This is a genomic window from Streptomyces thermoalcalitolerans (genome assembly GCF_039525155.1).
GTDB classification, from domain to species: domain Bacteria; phylum Actinomycetota; class Actinomycetes; order Streptomycetales; family Streptomycetaceae; genus Streptomyces; species Streptomyces thermovulgaris.
Genome location: NZ_BAAAHG010000002.1, coordinates 132643 through 150407, shown reverse-complemented (window position 1 = coordinate 150407; position 17765 = coordinate 132643). Strand labels below are relative to the sequence as shown.

15 protein-coding genes and 1 tRNA gene are annotated in these 17765 nt (G+C 70.4%); 6 read left to right on the top strand and 10 right to left on the bottom strand.

Translation table 11 applies throughout. From position 1 onward, the window contains the following. Positions 1 to 18: 18 nt before the first annotated feature. The 6 genes from ABD224_RS02110 to ABD224_RS02085 form a co-directional block, all read right to left on the bottom strand. Positions 19 to 771, bottom strand: coding sequence for a TrmH family RNA methyltransferase (locus ABD224_RS02110; RefSeq protein ID WP_344046032.1), 753 nt, complete (start codon positions 769 to 771; stop codon positions 19 to 21). After that, positions 768 to 1982, bottom strand: a complete 1215-nt coding sequence (locus tag ABD224_RS02105) for an HTTM domain-containing protein (protein WP_344046030.1) — start codon at positions 1980 to 1982, stop codon at positions 768 to 770. Before ABD224_RS02105 ends, ABD224_RS02110 begins: the two co-directional genes overlap by 4 nt. Next, positions 1979 to 2842, bottom strand: coding sequence for a DUF5819 family protein (locus tag ABD224_RS02100; RefSeq protein WP_344046028.1), 864 nt, complete (start codon positions 2840 to 2842; stop codon positions 1979 to 1981). Before ABD224_RS02100 ends, ABD224_RS02105 begins: the two co-directional genes overlap by 4 nt. 303 nt (positions 2843 to 3145) lie before the next feature. After that, on the bottom strand, positions 3146 to 3475 hold the full coding sequence (locus ABD224_RS02095) for a rhodanese-like domain-containing protein (protein WP_344046278.1): 330 nt from the start codon (positions 3473 to 3475) through the stop codon (positions 3146 to 3148). A 101-nt stretch (positions 3476 to 3576) separates the two neighbouring features. Further along, positions 3577 to 4422, bottom strand: coding sequence for a hypothetical protein (locus ABD224_RS02090; protein ID WP_344046026.1), 846 nt, complete (start codon positions 4420 to 4422; stop codon positions 3577 to 3579). A 306-nt stretch (positions 4423 to 4728) separates the two neighbouring features. Continuing rightward, positions 4729 to 4815, bottom strand: a tRNA-Leu gene (locus ABD224_RS02085). 468 nt (positions 4816 to 5283) lie between these two features. On the opposite strand from ABD224_RS02085, the gene ABD224_RS02080 reads away from it, so the two are divergent. The 6 genes from ABD224_RS02080 (at position 5284) to pknB (ending at position 13430) form a co-directional block, all read left to right on the top strand. Further along, positions 5284 to 6132, top strand: coding sequence for an FHA domain-containing protein (locus ABD224_RS02080; protein ID WP_344046024.1), 849 nt, complete (start codon positions 5284 to 5286; stop codon positions 6130 to 6132). Between the two features lie 10 nt (positions 6133 to 6142). After that, complete coding sequence (locus ABD224_RS02075; protein ID WP_067398315.1) at positions 6143 to 6652, top strand: FHA domain-containing protein FhaB/FipA; 510 nt, start codon at positions 6143 to 6145, stop codon at positions 6650 to 6652. 120 nt (positions 6653 to 6772) lie between these two features. After that, positions 6773 to 8305, top strand: coding sequence for a Stp1/IreP family PP2C-type Ser/Thr phosphatase (locus ABD224_RS02070; RefSeq protein ID WP_344046021.1), 1533 nt, complete (start codon positions 6773 to 6775; stop codon positions 8303 to 8305). Positions 8306 to 8332: 27 nt separating this feature from the next. Beyond that, positions 8333 to 9778: an FtsW/RodA/SpoVE family cell cycle protein gene (locus tag ABD224_RS02065; protein ID WP_344046019.1), complete on the top strand. Its 1446-nt coding sequence runs from the start codon at positions 8333 to 8335 to the stop codon at positions 9776 to 9778. Next, complete coding sequence (locus ABD224_RS02060; RefSeq protein ID WP_344046015.1) at positions 9775 to 11256, top strand: peptidoglycan D,D-transpeptidase FtsI family protein; 1482 nt, start codon at positions 9775 to 9777, stop codon at positions 11254 to 11256. The genes ABD224_RS02065 and ABD224_RS02060 overlap by 4 nt, the downstream gene beginning before the upstream one ends. 170 nt (positions 11257 to 11426) lie before the next feature. Next, positions 11427 to 13430 (top strand): Stk1 family PASTA domain-containing Ser/Thr kinase, encoded by a 2004-nt coding sequence (gene pknB / locus ABD224_RS02055; RefSeq protein ID WP_344046013.1) that lies wholly within the window; start codon positions 11427 to 11429, stop codon positions 13428 to 13430. Between the two features lie 270 nt (positions 13431 to 13700). Here pknB and ABD224_RS02050 read toward each other — a convergent pair whose 3' ends face one another. The 4 genes from ABD224_RS02050 to ABD224_RS02035 all read right to left on the bottom strand — a co-directional run bounded on the left by ABD224_RS02050 (position 13701) and on the right by ABD224_RS02035 (position 17718). After that, positions 13701 to 14477, bottom strand: a complete 777-nt coding sequence (locus ABD224_RS02050) for a class E sortase (RefSeq protein ID WP_344046011.1) — start codon at positions 14475 to 14477, stop codon at positions 13701 to 13703. A gap of 14 nt (positions 14478 to 14491) precedes the next feature. Beyond that, positions 14492 to 15610, bottom strand: a complete 1119-nt coding sequence (locus ABD224_RS02045) for a class E sortase (RefSeq protein ID WP_425580901.1) — start codon at positions 15608 to 15610, stop codon at positions 14492 to 14494. A gap of 302 nt (positions 15611 to 15912) precedes the next feature. Further along, entirely contained in the window at positions 15913 to 16551 is a 639-nt protein-coding gene (locus ABD224_RS02040) for an aminodeoxychorismate/anthranilate synthase component II (RefSeq protein ID WP_067398335.1), read from the bottom strand. A gap of 375 nt (positions 16552 to 16926) precedes the next feature. Beyond that, positions 16927 to 17718 (bottom strand): DUF881 domain-containing protein, encoded by a 792-nt coding sequence (locus tag ABD224_RS02035; protein WP_344046006.1) that lies wholly within the window; start codon positions 17716 to 17718, stop codon positions 16927 to 16929. Positions 17719 to 17765: the final 47 nt, after the last annotated feature.

Sequence of the window (17765 nt, the reverse complement as noted above, 5' to 3'; positions counted from 1 at the left end):
CCCGACGGCACGGCCCTCTCAGGACACAGGTGCGCCCCCGGTGGCACTCCAGTGGTACAGCGTCATCGCCACGCTGGTGGCGAGGTTGTAGCTGGAGACCCGGGGGCGCATCGGCAGGGCCAGCAGATGGTCGGTGCGCGCACGCAGGGCGGCGGACAGACCGCTGCGCTCGGAGCCGAAGGCGAGCACGGCGTCGTCGGGCAGCTTCACCCCGCGGATGTCCTCGCCCTCCGGGTCGAGCGCGAACAGCGGCCCCTGCGGGAGCTCGTCCACCTCCAGCCGCTCCACGGCGGTCGCGAAGTGCAGTCCCGCGCCGCCGCGCACCACCGTCGGATGCCAGGGGTCCAGGGTGCCGGTGGTGACGACCCCGGTCGCCCCGAAACCGGCGGCCAGACGGATCACCGCCCCCGCGTTGCCCAGATTGCGCGGCTGGTCCAGCACGACGACCGGTGCCCTGCGGGGCGTGCGGGCCAGCGTCCGCAGATTGGCCTCGCGGGAAGGCCGTACGGCCAGGGCGGCCACGGCGGTGGGGTGCGGGCGCGGCACCAGCGAGGCGTACGTCTCCTGCGGCACCTCGCTCAGCAGCGCGTCCAGCGTGTCCCGTACATCGGGGGCGAGCTCGTCGGCGAGGGCGAGCGCCGCACGCCGGTCGGCGGTGACCGCCACCGGCACCTCGGCACCGAAGCGGACCGCGTGCTTGAGGGCGTGGAAGCCGTCGAGGAGCACACAGGTGCCGGAAAGCCGGTGCCAGGCACGTACGGGGTCGTTCATGCCGGGAAGCCTACGCGGGCGGGCTCGGCGCCCTCCGGGGCGCCCGCCGCGTCCCCCGCCGGGGTCCGGCCGCCGCGGCGCGGCAGCCGGGCACGCGCGCGTGCCGCCCAGCCGCCCAGCCGGCGCAGGAAGGACGTCGGCAGGAACACCGCGTCCGCCGCGATCATCGCCAGGGAGAAGAACGGCAGCCCCAGGACGACCGCGATCACCGCGTGCTCGGTCATCATGACGGCCAGCAGGACGTTCTTCACCTGCCGGTTGAGCAGTGCGAACGGGAAGGCGACCTGCACGAGCACCGTGCCGTAGGTCACGATCATCACCAGCGTGCCGTTGGCGGACAGCAGATCGGCCAGGGCCGGCCAGGGCGAGAAGTAGTCCAGGTGGAGCGGGTAGTGCACGGCGGTGCCGTCCTGCCAGCGCGAGCCCTGGACCTTGTACCAGCCGGCCGTGGCGTAGATCAGACAGGTCTCGGCCATGATCACGAACAGGGCGCCGTTGTGCACGACGGTGGCGACGACGTCCAGCAGGATCCGCGGCCGGGCCGCCCCCGCGCGCCGCCCGGCGGCCCACCACAGGGCCTGGCCCAGCCACACCGTCCACAGCAGCGCCGGAACGAACCACTCGCCCTCCAGCCTGCCCGTCGCGGTGACCGCGGCCAGGAACAGCCCGAGCACGCTCCACAGGGCGGGACCGGCCCGGTCGGGCACCCGCTCCCCCCGCGCGCGTGCCGCCCGCACCCGGGCCGCCCGCCGCGCGTCCAGCGACCACACCTGGCCGCAGCGGGTGAAGACCAGGTACAGCGCCATCAGGTGCAGCACGTTGTCGCCGCCGTCGCCCACGAAGACGCTGTGGTTCTGCAGGGAGAGCACGCCGACCATGAAGAGCACGGACGCCGTGCGGGTGCGCCAGCCCAGCGCGAACAGCAGGCTCGCCAGCACGGCCAGCGCGTAGACGACCTCGAACCAGAACCGGCCGCCGAACCACATCAGGGCCGTGAAGGCGCCGTTGTCCGCGATCAGCTGCTGGGCGAGGGACCGGCTCCACGGCCCGTCGGGGCCGTACAGCTCGTGGCGGTGGGGGAACTCGCGCAGCAGGAACAGCAGCCAGGTCGCGGAGAAGCCGATGCGTATCACGGCGCTCTGGTAGGGGCCGAGAGCCGCTCCGGTGACCCGGCCGACCCCCTGCGACACCGCCGTTGCGAGCCGGTTCACCGCAGGCCGTCCCGGGACTCGCCGGCCGGCACCGTCCACCAGGGCAGCAGACGGTGCTCGGGCCTGCCGCGCGCCTTCTCCTTGCTCCACGCGGGCGGGGGCACATCGGCGATGCGGCAGCGGACCTGGACGCGTTCGACGACGCCGTCCGCGCCGGCCGCACGGGCGCGGTGCAGACGCAGCACCACGATGCGGCGCAGGTACTGCTCCGCCAGGGTGCCGTGCAGGCCCACCGGCCGGTTGTCGCTGTCGTGCGTGGCCCCGTAGAGGTCCCAGGCCCGGCGCAGCATGTTCTGCTGGGTGTGGCTGGGCAGCGGGTTGCCGTCGATGGCCCGGCCGTCCTGGGCGGACAGGTCGTACCAGCCGGTGGTCCGGATTCCGCCGTCCGCGGTGCGGATCTCGGCGCGCGCCTGTACGGCGATGTTCTGCTGCAGCGGGTTCGGCGCGAACAGCTTCCAGTTCTGCTCGAACTCGGGGTAGATCCAGTCGCCTATGGCCTTCCCGTGCTGTTTCGACACCGTGTTCGACGGTGCGACATGCAGAAAGACCATCCCGAGGTGCGCGCAGACGACCACCGCGACCACGGCGAGCGCCAGGGCGGCCCCGATCTGGTACGGCACCGACAACGCGGCGACCCCGCCCCGCACCGGGCCCGAGCCGTCACCCGGCCCGTCGTCCAGTCCGTCACCCGGTCCGCCGTCCGGCCCGTCATCCGGTCCGGGAGAGCCCCCGGGACGGCCCTCCGGCCGTGCCGGCGCCGCACCGGTCTCCCCGGTCCCGCCCGGGGACGGGACCTCGGCGGCGCCACGCGGTCCGCGGCGCCCGTGCGGGACGTTCGAGTCCTCGTCGTGCGCGTCCATTCCGCCCCGTTCCCGATGCCGGTCCGTCTTCCGGGCGCCCGGTCGCGCGGGGCGCCGTACCACCGCGCGCACCGTTTCCCGGCGCTGCACCGGAACGGTACTCAGGACCGTCCGGCGGGCCTACCCCGGCCCGCCCTCCTGACGCGCCGTCAGGCCGGCGTACGCCCGGAAGGAACGGACCGCGGCCCTCCGGAGCCGGCGCCCCGCACCACGGGCCGGGACGTGTCCGGCGGGGCGGGTCCGGCGCGACGGGGACACGACGAGAAACCGGCCGCACGCACCGGCGCCGCACCGGCCCCGCCGTCACAGCACGTGCCCGGGCTTCCCCTCGTCCGTCACGACGGGCCGGCCCGAGGCCGCCCACTCCTGCATGCCGCCGTCGACGTTCACCGCGTCGATGCCCTGCTGGACCAGGTACATCGCGACCTGGGCCGACCGTCCGCCGGAGCGGCAGATCACATGGACACGTCCGTCCCGGGGCGCCGCCTCGGTCAGCTCGCCGTACCGGGCGGTGAACTCGCTGAGGGGGATGTGCAGCGCGCCTTCGGCGTGGCCCGCCTGCCACTCGTCGTCCTCACGGACGTCCAGCAGGAAGTCGCCGTCCTTGAGGTCCGTGACCCCGACCGTGGGCACACCAGCTCCGAAATACATGCCCCGACGCTACCCGAAGGCTCCGTGACACGGGCGACCGCGGATGACGCGCCTCACTCCCCCTCCACGCTCCCGGCCCAGGATCACCGGCTCAGCAGGGCGGCCAGTTCCGCCTCCCGTTCCGCGATCTGCCGGCGGAGATTCTCGGCGATCTCGTCCAGGAGGCCGTCGGGGTCGTCGGGGGCCAGGCGGAGCATGCCGGCGATCGCGCCTTCCTCCAGCTGCTTGGCGACCAGCGTGAGCAGTTCCTTGCGCTGGGCGAGCCACTCGAGACGGGCGTAGAGCTCCTCGCTGCGGCTCGGCTGCTGCTCCTTGGGCTTCGGGCCGGCCGCCCACTCCTCGGCCAGCTCCCGCAGCTCGTCCTCGTCGCCGCGGGCGTAGGCGGCGTTGACCCGGGTGATGAACTCCTCGCGCCGCTTGCGCTCGGCGTCCTCCTGCGCCAGGTCGGGGTGGGCCTTGCGGGCCAGCTCGCGGTACAGCTTGCGGGCCTTGTCACTGGGGCGCACCCGCTGCGGAGGCCGCACGGGCTGGTCGGTGAGCATCGCGGCGGCCTCCGGGTACAGGCCCCGGGAGTCCATCCAGCCGTGCATCAGGTCCTCGACGCCCTCGATCAGCGTCAGCCTGGCCCGTGCCTCCTGCGCCTTGCGCAGGTCCTCGGGATCACCGGTGCGCGCGGCCCTGGCCTCGGCCATCTGCGCGTCCAGCTCCTCCAGCCGCGCATAGAGCGGGCCGAGCCTCTGCTCGTGCAGCCGGGCGAAGTTCTCGACCTCCACCCGGAAGGTCTCCACCGCGATCTCATACTCGATGAGCGCCTGTTCCGCGGCCCGTACGGCCTGCTCCAACCGCTCCTCGGGCCGTGCCGCAGCACTTTCGGACGTCGCCCGGCCCGCTCCGGGGACGCCACCCTGTCCAGCTTCCGGGGTCGTCACCCGACCAGCGTAGCGTCGCACCGGGCGGGCCCCTTCCGCTTGCGAACCGCTTGCGAAAACGCCGTATTCGGCCCCCTGGGGCAGCCCGCCGCGACCCCCGGACGGTCTCCCCGTGACGACGCCCATGACGACGCTCACGCCCCCGCGCACGACCGCCGGCCGCGCCGCACACCACCGCGCGTCGCGGCGGATCCGTCCGTGAGATACCTCACGTCCTGTGAGCCGCCGCCCCTCCCGCCGGGCAACGGAAAACGGGCCCCCACCGTGACATCCGTCACCGGTGGAGACCCGTACCTCGGTATCTCGTGGTGCGCGAGGGGGGAGTTGAACCCCCACGCCCTTGCGGGCACTGGAACCTGAATCCAGCGCGTCTGCCTATTCCGCCACCCGCGCATTGGGTGTGCCGTCCGGCTCCTTCCCCTTGTGGGGGCCGGTGCCTTCCGACATCCAGAAGATTAGCACGCCCCGGAGCGTGGATTCACATCCCTTTCCCGGCACGGGTTCCCGGCACGGGCGCGAACGGCCCCGCACGGGTGCCGGCCCGTGCCCGTCCCCGCACCGACCTCGGCATCAACCGGCATCAACCGCGCACCGGCCCCGCCCGCCTGTCCGGGACCTGACGGGGACCACCGTCAGGTGCGGGACACTGGGAGGCGGCCACCTCTACGATCCTGGGCAGACGTACCGAGAAGTACCCGGCGCACAGCGGGCGTCGACAACCGTCGACGGGGCCGACAGGGGGAACCAGCCGATTCACCGGCGCGTGGATACGATCAGTAAGCAGTACCAGGCAAGCACGACACGGCAGTACGACGGCAAGACCCGCAACGACAGCGACGGCCACGACGGAGGAGGTGCCCCATGGGAGTCCTGAAGAAGTTCGAGCAGCGTCTCGAAGGTCTGGTCAACGGCACCTTCGCCAAGGTCTTCAAGTCCGAGGTCCAGCCCGTGGAGATCGCGGGTGCGCTCCAGCGCGAGTGCGACAACAACGCGACCATCTGGAACCGCGACCGCACCGTCGTACCCAACGACTTCATCGTGGAGCTCAGCGCGCCCGACTACGAGCGCCTGAGCCCCTACTCCGGCCAGCTCGGCGACGAGCTCGCCGGCATGGTGCGCGACTACGCCAAGCAGCAGCGCTACACCTTCATGGGCCCGATCAAGGTCCACCTGGAGAAGGCGGAGGACCTGGACACCGGCCTGTACCGGGTCCGCAGCCGCACCCTGGCCTCCTCCTCCAGCAACCAGCAGGCCCCCGGGGCCCCCTACGCCGCCCCGCCCGGCCACCCCGGCGCCGCCCCGGGCGGATACGGCTACCCGCCCGTCGGGGCGCCGCCCATGCCGTCCGCGCCGCCGCCCGGCCGCCCCGGCGGCCACGGCTACCCGCCGCCCGTCCAACGGCCTCCGCAGATCCCGTCGGCCGGCGGCCGCACCCGTTACTGGATCGAGATCAACGGCACCCGCCACCAGATCTCCCGTCCGACGATGGTGCTGGGCCGCAGCACCGATGCCGACGTGCGGATCGACGACCCCGGCGTCTCCCGCCGGCACTGCGAGATCCGGACCGGAATGCCCTCGACGATCCAGGATCTCGGGTCCACCAACGGCATCGTGGTGGACGGGCAGCACACCACCCGCGCTACGCTCCGCGACGGCTCGCGGATCGTCGTGGGCAGCACCACCGTTATCTATAGGCAAGCCGAAGGGTGAAGCGGGGGCAATGTCAGAGCTGACCCTCACGGTCATGCGGCTGGGTTTCCTGGCCGTACTGTGGCTGTTCGTGATCGTGGCCGTGCAGGTCATCCGCACCGACCTGTTCGGTACACGCGTCACTCAGCGGGGGGCCCGCAGGGAGGCCGCCAGGCCTCAGACCGGACGACAGGCCGCGCCTCCGCAGCAGCGCGGCCAGCAGGGCGGCGGCCGCCAGCGCCGCAACGCCCCCACCAAGCTGGTGGTGACGGAGGGAACCCTCACCGGCACCACCGTCGCGCTGCAGGGCCAGACGATCACCCTGGGCCGCGCGCACGACTCCACGATCGTGCTGGACGACGACTACGCCTCCAGCCGCCATGCCAGGATCTACCCGGACCGCGACGGTCAGTGGATCGTCGAGGACCTCGGATCCACCAATGGCACGTACCTGGACCGGTCCCGGCTGACGACTCCCACGCCGATCCCGCTGGGAGCACCGATCCGCATCGGCAAAACCGTCATCGAGCTGCGGAAGTAGTACGACAATGAGCGAGCGGAGCGAGCACGCAGCGGCGGCCGTCATCCCAGGCCCCGGCGCGCTCCCGACCAGAGGGTGGGCACCGTGCGGTTGCACCCGGAGCCGACGGGCGAGGTGCGCATGAGTCTGTCACTGCGTTTCGCCGCCGGATCGCACAAAGGCATGATCCGCGAGGGCAACGAGGACTCCGGCTACGCCGGTCCCCGTCTGCTCGCGATCGCCGACGGCATGGGCGGCCAGGCCGCCGGCGAGGTCGCCTCCTCCGAGGTGATCTCCACCATCGTCGCCCTGGACGACGACATTCCCGGCTCCGACATCCTCACCTCGCTCGGCGCCGCCGTACAGCGCGCCAACGAGCAGCTGCGCGCCATGGTCGAGGAGGACCCGCAGCTGGAGGGCATGGGCACCACGCTCACCGCCCTGCTGTGGACCGGCCAGCGGCTCGGCCTCGTCCACGTCGGCGACTCGCGCGCCTATCTGCTGCGCGACGGAGTGCTGACCCAGATCACCCAGGACCACACCTGGGTGCAGCGCCTGGTCGACGAGGGACGCATCACCGAGGAGGAGGCCAGCACGCACCCGCAGCGCGCCCTGCTGATGCGCGCTCTGGGCAGCGGCGACCACGTCGAGCCCGACCTGTCCATCCGCGAGGTCCGCGCCGGCGACCGCTACCTGATCTGCTCCGACGGCCTGTCCGGCGTCGTCTCCCACCAGACGCTGGAGGAGACCCTCGCCAGCTACCAGGGACCGCAGGAGACCGTGCAGGAGCTGATCCAGCTCGCGCTGCGCGGCGGCGGCCCGGACAACATCACCGTCATCGTCGCCGACGTCCTCGACCTGGACGCCGGCGACACCCTCTCCGGACAGCTGTCCGACACCCCCGTCGTGGTCGGCGCGGTCGCCGAGAACCAGCACCACCTGCACGACAACGGCATCATGCAGACCCCGGCCGGACGTGCCTCCGGGCTCGGCCGCCGGCTTCCCGGACAGGGCGGCCGGGGCGGCGAGTTCGGCCCTCCCGGCTCCGGCGACACCACCGGCTACCTCCCCGGCGACGGCTTCGCCAAGCCGAAGAAGAGCCGCAAGTGGCTGAAGAGATCCTTCTACAGCGCGCTCACGCTCGCCGTCATCGGCGGCGGTCTGTACGGCGGCCACCGCTGGACGCAGACCCAGTACTACATCGGCGTCAACGAGGACCACGTCGCGCTGTACCGGGGCATCAGCCAGGACCTGGCCTGGCTGAAGCTGTCCAGGCTGGAGTCCGACCACCCCGAGATCGAACTCAAGTACCTGCCGCCCTACCAGCAGCAGCAGGTCAGGGCGACGATCGCCGAGGGCGGGCTCAAGGACGCCCGCAGGAAGATCGACGAGCTGGCAGTGCAGGCCTCCGCGTGCAAGAAGGAGGCACAGCGCCGGGCCGCCGAGGAGAACAACGCCGCATCGGGCCAGGGCCGGGCCGGCAACCCCGCCGACACCGCGGGAACCACCCGCACCGCCTTCACGTCCAAGGTGACGCCGCCGCCGAAGCCATCGGCGGTGAAGTACCCGTCGTCCCCGTCGTCACCGTCGTCCCCGCCCACGTCCACGACCAGCCCCGGCCCCACTCTCTCGGAGGAAGAGCAGAAGGTCGTCTCGCTGTGCGGTAAGCAGTAGGCAAGCCGTGAGAGGCCCTGTCACACGATGAGCAGCACTACCAACCCGTCGACGCACCACACGTCCACGATCGGCGCGATCGGCGCGCCGAGCCGACGCAACACCGAACTCGCGCTGCTGGTCTTCGCCGTCGCCATCCCGGTGTTCGCCTACGCCAACGTGGGCCTGGCCATCAACAACCAGGTGCCCGCCGGCCTGCTGAGCTACGGCCTGGGCCTGGGCCTGCTGGCCGGCGTCGCCCACCTTGTCGTACGCAAGTTCGCTCCGTACGCGGACCCGCTGCTGCTGCCCCTGGCCACGCTGCTGAACGGGCTCGGACTGGTCGTCATCTGGCGCCTGGACCAGTCGAAACTGCTGCAGGCCATCCGCCAGGCGGGAACGGCCGCGCCCCGGCAGCTGATGTACACGGCCCTGGGCATCACCCTGTTCGTGGCCGTGCTGTTCTTCCTCAAGGACCACCGCGTCCTGCAGCGCTACACCTACATCTCCATGGTCGGCGCGCTGATCCTGCTGCTGCTGCCCCTGGTCCCCGGCCTCGGGCAGGACATCTACGGCGCCAAGATCTGGATCTCGGTCGCCGGCTTCTCCATCCAGCCGGGTGAGTTCGCGAAGATCGTCCTGGCGGTCTTCTTCGCCGGCTATCTGATGGTGAAGCGCGACGCCCTGGCGCTCGCCAGCCGCCGCTTCATGGGCATGTACCTGCCGCGAGGCCGGGACCTCGGCCCGATCCTGGTCGTCTGGGCCATCTCCATCCTCATCCTGGTCTTCGAGACCGACCTCGGCACCTCGCTGCTGTTCTTCGGCATGTTCGTGATCATGCTGTACGTCGCCACCGAGCGGACCAGCTGGATCGTCTTCGGTCTGCTGATGTCCGCCGCCGGCGCCGTCGGCGTGGCGTCCTTCGAATCGCACATCCAGACCCGTGTCCAGGCCTGGCTCGACCCGATGCGCGAGTACCAGCTGAGCCGGCAGGGGGTCAAGGACGGCATCATCCACTCCGAACAGGCCATGCAGGCCCTGTGGGCCTTCGGCTCCGGCGGCACCCTCGGCTCCGGCCTCGGCCAGGGCCACTCCGACCTCATCCGGTTCGCCGCCAACTCCGACTTCGTCCTCGCCACCTTCGGCGAGGAGCTGGGCCTGGCGGGCATCATGGCGATCCTGCTGATCTACGGCCTGATCGTGGAGCGCGGCATCCGCACCGCGCTGGCCGCCCGCGACCCCTTCGGCAAGCTGCTCGCCGTCGGTCTGTCCGGCGCCTTCGCACTGCAGGTCTTCGTCGTGGCCGGCGGTGTGATGGGCCTCATCCCGCTCACCGGTATGACGATGCCGTTCATGGCGTACGGCGGTTCCTCCGTCATCGCCAACTGGGCCCTGATCGGTGTGCTGCTCCGGATCAGCGACACCGCACGCCGGCCCGCCCCCGCCCCCGCCACCAACCCCGACGCCGAGATGACCCAGGTGGTCCGCCCGTGAACAAGCCCCTGCGCCGGATCGCAATCTTCTGCGGCATCCTGATCCTCGCCCTGCTCATCCGCAGCAACTGGATCCAGTACGTCAAGGCCGACAGCCTCCGGAACGACCCGGACAACCGCCGCGTCACCATCGCCCGCTACTCCACCCCGCGCGGCAACATCATCGTCGACGGCGCCCCGATCACCGGGTCGAAGGAGGTCAAGACCAACGGGCTCAACGACCTGAAGTACAAGCGCGTCTACAAGGACGGCCCCATGTGGGCCCCGGTCACCGGTTTCGCCTCGCAGTCCTTCGGCGCCACCCAGCTGGAGAACATCGACGACGGCATCCTCACCGGCAACGACGACCGGCTGTTCTTCCGCAACACCCTGGACATGATCACGGGCAAGCCCAAGCAGGGCGGCAATGTGGTCACCACGCTCAACTCGGCCGCCCAGAAGGCGGCGTACAACGGCCTGAAGCGCCGCGGCAAGGGCGCCGTCGTCGCCCTGGAGCCGTCCACCGGCAAGATCCTGGCCCTGGCCTCCTACCCGTCGTACGACCCCTCGTCGTTCGCCGGCAACTCCAACGACGACGCCAAGGCCTGGAACAAGCTCCAGAAGAAGAACAACCCCGACGACCCGATGCTCAACCGGGCGCTGCGCGAGACCTACCCGCCCGGCTCCACCTTCAAGGTGGTCACCGCGGCCGCCGCGCTGGAGTACGGCCTGTACACCTCGGCGGACCAGTCCACCGACTCGCCGCTGCCCTGGATCATGCCCGGCACCACCACCCCGCTGCGGAACGACGGCGATCTCCCCTGCGAGAACGCCAGCATGCGGGAGGCACTGCGGGTGTCCTGCAACACCGTCTTCGGCAAGATCGGCGCGGATCTCGGCAACGAGAAGATGCTCGAGCAGGCCAAGAAGTTCGGCTTCACCCAGGAGCACTTCACCCCGGTCCGCGCCAACGCCTCGGTGTTCTCCGACGACATGAACAAGTCGCAGACCGCGCTGTCCTCGATCGGCCAGTTCAACACCGCCGCGACCCCGCTGCAGATGGCCATGGTCGCCGCGGCGATCGCCAACGACGGCAAGCTGATGAAGCCGTACATGGTCGACAAGCTGCAGTCGCCGAGCCTCGACACCATCGAGCAGACTCAGCCCGAGGAGCTGAGCCGGCCGCTGTCGTCGAAGAACGCCCAGATACTGCAGTCGATGATGGAGACCGTCGTCAAGGACGGCACGGGCAAGAACGCACAGATCAACGGTGTCACCGTGGGCGGCAAGACCGGTACCGCCCAGCACGGTGTCGACAACAGCGAGAAGCCGTACGCCTGGTTCATCTCCTACGCCAAGACCAGCGACGGCAGCTCGCCGGTCGCGGTCGCCGTGGTCGTCGAGGACGAGAACGCCAACCGTTCCGACATCTCCGGCGGCGGCCTGGCGGCCCCCATCGCCAAGGACGTGATGGAGGCGGTCATCAACTCCAAGAAGTGACCCGCGTCACGTCACCTTCACATCGGTGCACGTTGCGATACCGGTCCTGTATCGGGTTACGGGCTTGGCCAAGTCATACAAAGCGAGCCGGGTACGGTAGGCCCGGACAGCAGCTCCGGCGGCACACGCGGTGCCGGTCGGGACCGGACGGAGAGGGCTGGTAGGACATTATGGAAGAGCCGCGTCGCCTCGGCGGCCGGTACGAGCTGGGCAATACGCTCGGCCGTGGTGGCATGGCGGAGGTGTACCTCGCGCATGACACCCGCCTGGGCCGCACTGTGGCGGTGAAGACGCTGCGCGCCGACCTGGCGCGTGACCCTTCCTTCCAGGCCAGGTTCCGCCGGGAGGCCCAGTCGGCCGCCTCGCTCAACCATCCCGCGATCGTCGCGGTCTACGACACGGGCGAGGACTACATCGACGGAGTCTCCATCCCGTACATCGTGATGGAGTACGTCGACGGCTCCACCCTCCGTGAACTGCTGCACAGCGGCCGCAAACTGCTGCCCGAGCGGGCCCTGGAGATGACCATCGGCATCCTCCAGGGACTGGAGTACGCCCACCGCAACGGCATCGTCCACCGCGACATCAAGCCGGCCAACGTCATGCTGACCCGCACCGGTCAGGTCAAGGTCATGGACTTCGGCATCGCCCGTGCCATGGGCGACTCCGGCATGACGATGACCCAGACCGCGGCCGTCATCGGCACCGCCCAGTACCTGTCCCCCGAGCAGGCCAAGGGCGAGCAGGTCGATGCGCGCTCCGACCTGTATTCGACGGGTTGCCTGCTCTACGAGCTGCTGACGGTCCGCCCGCCGTTCGTCGGCGACTCCCCGGTCGCGGTCGCCTACCAGCACGTCCGTGAGGAACCGCAGCCGCCCAGCGTCTTCGACCCCGAGATCACGCCCGAGATGGACGCGATCGTCCTGCGCGCGCTGGTCAAGGACCCCGACTACCGCTACCAGACCGCCGACGAGATGCGCGCCGACATCGAGGCCTGTCTCGACGGCCAGCCGGTCGCGGCCACGGCCACCATGGGCTCGGTCGGCTACAACAGCTACCCCGACGACCAGCCGACGACCGCCCTGCGCCCCGAGCCCGCCGCCGGGTCCACGACGGTGCTGCCGCCCATGAACCCGGACGACGGCGGCTTCGGCCACGAGGAGCGTCCCGACCGGCGACGCCAGAAGAAGTCGTCGAGCACCTCCACGGTCCTGCTGATCGCCTCCGGTGTGCTGGTCCTCATCGGCGCCTTCCTCATCGGCAAGTGGATCTTCAGTGGCGACACCCCCAACAACAACGTGGTGGCCGTGCCCAACTTCGTCGGCCAGACGAAGCAGGAGGCCCAGGAGTCGGCGGAGAACGTCGATCTGAAACTGGCGTTCACCCAGGACACCTGTGAGGACCAGCCCAAGGGCAGAGTCTGCTCGCAGGACCCCAAACAGGGAACGAACATCGACAAGGGCGAGACCGTCAACCTGGTGATCTCCACCGGGGCGCCGAAGGTTCTCGTCCCCGACGTGCGCGGCCTGACGTTCGACAAGGCGGAGTCCCAGCTGAAGGAGAAGGGCTTCAAGGTCGAGAAGCAGACCCAGGAGTCCGACCAGTCCCCGGGTGTCGTCATCGACCAGGACCCCAAGGGCGACACGGAGCGGGAGAAGGGCTCCACGGTCACCCTCACGGTCGCCGCGGAGAAGAAGCAGGTCCCGGTCCCGGACGTCAGGAACAAGTCCTGCGACGAGGCCAAGGCCCAGATGGACGCCAACGGCCTCATCGGCGAGTGCACCGAGGTTCCCACCACCGACCCCAACCAGAACGGCAAGGTCATCGAGACCGTTCCGGGCATCGGCCAGCCGGTCGACAAGGGTTCCCGGGTGACCATCAAGATCGGGAAGCTCGAGCAGCAGCAGCCGAAGGCCCGGGTGCCGAACGTCTTCCGGCAGACCGTGGCGGTGGCCCGGCAGATCCTGGGACAGGCCGGCTTCACCAACATCCAGTTCGCCGAGGGCAGCAGCCAGGACGACAACGCCATCGTCATGGACCAGGACCCGAAGCCCGGCACCGAGGTCGACGATCCCGGCAGCACGACGATCACGCTGAGGACCTTCGGCCCCGGCTTCGGCGGCGGGAACGGCGGAAACGGCGGGAACGGCGGCTTCTTCGGCGGAGGCGGCTGATCCCGGCCCGCTCCCGGCCCTGACGGCACGAGCCCCGGCCTCCCTCACCGGAGAAAGGCCGGGGCTCCGTCGTACCCGCGGGCGGCCGGGGAGCCAGGACGCGGGCGGCCTGCTCACCGGTCCCGCGACGGCCCCGGAACGCCGGCACGACGACACAGCGCGACGACACAGAACGACGACAGCAGAAGGCCCGGAGCCGCAGGACGACGTCCACCGGCTCCGGGCCTCCCATACGCCGGGACCGCTCCTCCCCTCAGGAGGGCGGCCGGCTCATCCGCGCAGTTCCCGCGGCGGCGTCCGCTTGTTGTCCACCTTCTCCACCCGGACCAGCTCGCCCCAGACGACGTACCGGTACTTCGAGGTGTACATCGGCGTGCAGGTCGTCAGCGTGATGTAGTGGCCGGGCTTCTTCACACCCGACTCCTTCGGGACCGGGGCGAGGACCTCGACGTTGTACTTCGAGGTCTCCGGAAGAATCTCGTAGACCTTGTAGACGTACCACGTGTCCCTCGTCTCGAAGACGATGGGATCGCCCACGCGCACCTTGTGGATGTTGTGGAACTTCGCCCCGTGCCCGTCCCGGTGCGCGGCGAGGGAGAAGTTGCCCTTCTTGCCGGACATCGGGAGGACCGCCTTGACGGGGTCCAGGTAGTAGCCGGCCACGCCGTCGTTCAGCACGGCGTCCGAGGTGCCCTTCTTGACCAGGATCTCGCCGTTGTGCATGGACGGCACATGCAGGAAGCCGATGCCGTCCTTGGTGTCCAGCGCACCGGGGCCGCTGGGAGCGGGCTGGGCCCACTCGTCGCGGACCTTGTGGCCCTGCTGGTCGGCCTCGCGGTCCGCCAGGACGTTCGTCCACCACAGGGAGTAGACGACGAACAGGCCGAGGACCAGGCCCGCCGTGATGAGGAGTTCACCCAGAAAGCTGATGGCGAGGGCCAGCGGACCGACCCCTCGGCGGCGCCCCCCGGGGTCGGCGGCGGGCGCGTCACCACGCCCTTCGGTGCCGTCGTTGTGCTCTGCCGTGTGGTCCGTGGTCGCTGCCACTGTTCATCCGCCCTTTAACTGACGAGCGCATCCGGCTTGCCCTTGCTGCGCGGCCGTTCCTCGACCATCTTGCCCCAGACGATCAACCGGTACTTACTGGTGAACTCCGGTGTGCAGGTGGTCAGTGTGATGTAGCGGCCGGGCTTGGTGAAACCGGAACCCTTCGGGATGGGGTCGAGGACGCTCGTGTTGGACGGCGGCGTCACCGGCAGCGTCGACGCCATCTTGTAGACGAAGTACGTGTCCTGGGTCTCCACGACGATCGCGTCGCCCGGTGTGAGCCTGTTGATGTACCGGAACGGCTCGCCGTGCGTGTTGCGGTGGCCCGCGAGCCCGAAGTTGCCCGTCTTGTCCTGGGGCATCGCCGTGCGGAGGGGCTCCTCCGCGTAGTGCCCGACCATGCCCTTGTCCAGCACCTTCGTCTTGCTGATGCCCTCCGCGACCGGCACCACCACGTCCAGCTTCGGAATGTGCAGCAGGGCGAAGCCCTGTCCCGGTTCGAACTTCCCCGGGTTCCGCTTGCCGCTCGCCCAGTCGTTCTGCAACTGGCTCGCCTCGTTGTCCGCCTGGGCGATGGCGCGCACATTCGTCCACCACAACTGGTAGGTGACGAAGAGCAGCATCACCACGCCCATGGTGATGAACACCTCGCCGATCAGCCGGCTGGCGATGACCCCCGGGCTCGGCTTGCGCGCCCGGGCCTGCCGGCGCGCCTCCACCCGGGACAGGGGCGCGGACGGCCGGTCCGCCTGCCCGCCCTTCCCCGGCGCCGTCCCCGCGGCGTCCCCACGGCGGCCGCCGCGGCTCCTGGCGGCTTTTCTGCGGGCCGCACGCCCGCCGGCCGAGGGCCGCCGCTCCGTGGTCTCCGGGTCCGGGAACGCCTCGTACGGCGGATCCGGGAGCCGCAGCGCCATCGTCTCCTCGTCGACGGCGGGCGGCTCGGGCCGCGCCTCGGGATACGGCTCGGGCTGCGGCGCGGCATGCGGTGCGGGCTGCGGCGCGGCATGCGGTGCGGGCTGCGGCACGGGGTGCGGCATGGGCGGCGGATACCCCGTCGCCGCGTCACCGGCCGGCCCGTGGTCATAGGGCGCGCCCGGCGGCCCCATCGGCCCCATCGGCCCCGCGGGACCCATCGGGCCCGTCCGGGGCGCCGCCGGAGCCGCGTAGGACGCCGTGTACGGCTGCTGGGGCTCCGTGTAGGGCTGCTGGGGCGCGGTGTACGGCTGCTGCTGGGGCACGGCATGGGGCGCCGCGTAGGACTGCTGCTGGGGCACGGTTCCGTACGGCTGCTGAGGCACGCCCTGCGTTCCCGTGCCGTACACCTGCTGAGGCACCCCCTGCACCTCCGTGCCGTACCACTCCTCGAACGCACCCGGCCCTCCGTACGGCTGCTGCCCGTACGGAGGGTCCGTCTCGCGCTCGGGGCGCAGCGCGGTCACGCCGAGGCCCTGCCCACCACCGGGGCCAGCCCCGCCGATCTCGCCACCGCCCCCTCGTCACCGCATTCCGCCAGCCAGTTGGCCAGCATCCGGTGCCCGTGCTCGGTCAGCACCGACTCGGGATGGAACTGCACGCCCTCGACGGGGAGTTCACGATGGCGCAGGCCCATGATGATGCCGTCGGACGTACGTGCCGTCACTTCCAGCTCCTCGGGCACGGTCGCGGGCTGCGCGGCCAGCGAGTGATAGCGGGTCGCCGTGAACGGGGAGGGCAGGCCGGCGAAGACCCCCTTGCCCTCGTGCTCCACCAGCGAGGTCTTGCCGTGCAGCAGCTCCGGCGCGCGGTCCACCACACCGCCGTACGCCACCTGGATCGACTGCATGCCCAGGCACACCCCGAAGACCGGGACACCGGTCGCGGCGCAGTGGCGGACCATCTCCACGCAGACACCGGCCCGCTCGGGCGTGCCCGGCCCCGGCGAGAGCAGCACTCCGTCGAAGCCGTCCTGGGCGTGCGCCGTCGACACCGCGTCGTTGCGCAGCACCTCGCACTCGGCCCCCAACTGGTACAGGTACTGGACCAGGTTGAAGACGAAGCTGTCGTAGTTGTCCACGACGAGAATCCGCGCACTCACTGGTTGTCCACCGTCACATCGTTGAAGGGAAGCAGTGGTTCGGCCCACGGGAAGACGTACTGGAACAGGACGTAGACCACGGCCAGGATCAGCACCAGTGAGATCAGCGCTTTCACCCACCTGTTTCCCGGCAGATGTCGCCAGATCCAGCCGTACATGCTGTCCCTTCCGTCTCCCCCGGCACCAGACTCACGCCGTACACCACCAGACTAACGGCGCGGCCCCCCATGTTTCCCGGCCTCCGCGAGGCTGGGTGGAGGCAGAGTCCGGGCGCTTGTACCCGGACATACGTGGCGCAGGGCCCGATCGCCTCAATGCCGGTGGCCGCGGTTTCGCGTTTTTCCGGTGCCGACGGTGGTGCGGAGCCCGCCGGCCTCACTCGTCGTCCCGCTCCACGGGCCGCGCGTAGTGCAGATCCACTGTGCCCGAATAACCCGGAAGAGTCACCGTTCCCTCGTCGGTGACTTCCCAGCCGAGGCCGTAGACATTGACGTACACCATGTAGTTCTGGATCGCCGGGGAGTCGGCGAGCGCCTTGCGCAGCTTCTCCGGGTCACCGACCGCCGTGATCCTGTACGGCGGCGAGTACACACGGCCCTGGAGGATCAGGGTGTTGCCCACGCAGCGCACCGCGCTGGTGGAGATCAGCCGCTGGTCCATGACCTTGATGCCCTGGGCGCCCCCGTTCCACAGCGCGTTGACCACGGCCTGGAGATCCTGCTGGTGGATCACCAGGTAGTCGGGCTGCGGCTCGGGATAGCCGGGGATCCTGGCGGTGGCGTCCGGCGGGGCGTCGTTGAGCGTGACCGTGATCGCCCTGCCTCTGAGTTCCCGCGTGCCCGCGCTCTTCTCCAGGTCGGTGAGGCGGTCTCTCGAGGCCTTGCCGTCGTCGGTGTCGCGCCGGGCGAGGGCGGCGATGTCGGCGCGCAGGGCGGCGTTGGCCTCGTCCAGCTCCTTGTTCTTGTGGCTGCGCTCCTGGACGAGGTCGGACAGCCTCAGCAGGGACGCGTCCGTGCGGATGTCGGTGCCCTTGGCCGTGTGGAAACTGGTGAAGAAAATGAGCCCGGCGAGGGCGAAGACGGCCGCGGTGAGGACCTGCATGGGCTTCGGACGGCGCGGGCGGGCCGGACCGTCACCCGTCAGGGGAGAGTCGGCGGAATTGCTCAACGTACCCTTATCTCCTTCGGCGCCGCGGAAGCACTACGCTAACGGAC